The sequence below is a fragment of the Curtobacterium sp. VKM Ac-1376 genome (genome assembly GCF_015351025.1).
In the GTDB taxonomy this organism is placed as follows: domain Bacteria; phylum Actinomycetota; class Actinomycetes; order Actinomycetales; family Microbacteriaceae; genus Curtobacterium.
Genome location: NZ_JADKRV010000053.1, coordinates 1 through 811 on the forward strand (window position 1 = coordinate 1; position 811 = coordinate 811).

General features: G+C 68.4%; 1 protein-coding gene. It reads left to right on the plus strand.

The genetic code is table 11. The features are described from left to right. Positions 1-402: 402 nt before the first annotated feature. Positions 403-811: hypothetical protein (locus ITJ56_RS18105; protein ID WP_194632021.1), on the plus strand; the 409-nt coding region annotated here is incomplete at its 3' end.

Genomic DNA, 811 nt, shown 5'->3' on the forward strand with positions numbered 1-811 from the left:
GGAAGCTAAGCCTCTCTGCGCCGATGGTACTGCAAGGGGGACCTTGTGGGAGAGTAGGACGCCGCCGGACTTAACGTATGAAAGATGTGGCCATCGGCCCTCCATCGAGACACGCAGGGGAGACCCTCGTTCTCGGGCGGGGCCGGTGGCCATTTCTGTTTTCGCCGCAGGTCGCTCGACGTCGGCTCCGGATCGTGATGGACTGGAACGACGACGTCGGCGCAACCGGCTCGGCACCCAAACACAACGACACAGCGGACGAACGCCCGAGGCACAGCACGGGCACGCGATGAGGAGCAACGGTGGCGAACGACGACGATCAGCGGCGGAACGACGGCGACCGCGGAGATCGGTCCCGGGGAGACGGTGACCGGTCCCCGCGTCGCGACGGTGTGCCGCGTCGTGACGGACAGAGCGGCGGACGCTGGTCGTCCGGTCCTCGAGACTTCGAGCGCCGTGAAGGTGAACGACGTGATCGCCCGCAGGGGAGCGACCGTCCGTTCCGTGACGGCGGCCAGCGTCGAGACAGCGCTCCGCGTCGCGATGGGGATCGTCCGTTCCGCTCTGGTGACCGCAACGACCGGCCCACGTGGCAGGCAAATCGTGGTGACTCCGCTCGGCCTCCGCGGGGCGATGGGCCTCGCGGAGCGGACCGCCCGCGTCGTGATGGCGACCGACCGTTCCGGTCGGATCGTCCGGCCCGTGATGGTGACCGTCCGTACCGTGGTGGGTCTTCGGATCGTCCGGCCCGTGATGGTGACCGTCCGTACCGTGGTGGGTCTTCGGATCGTCCGGCCCGTGATGGTGACCG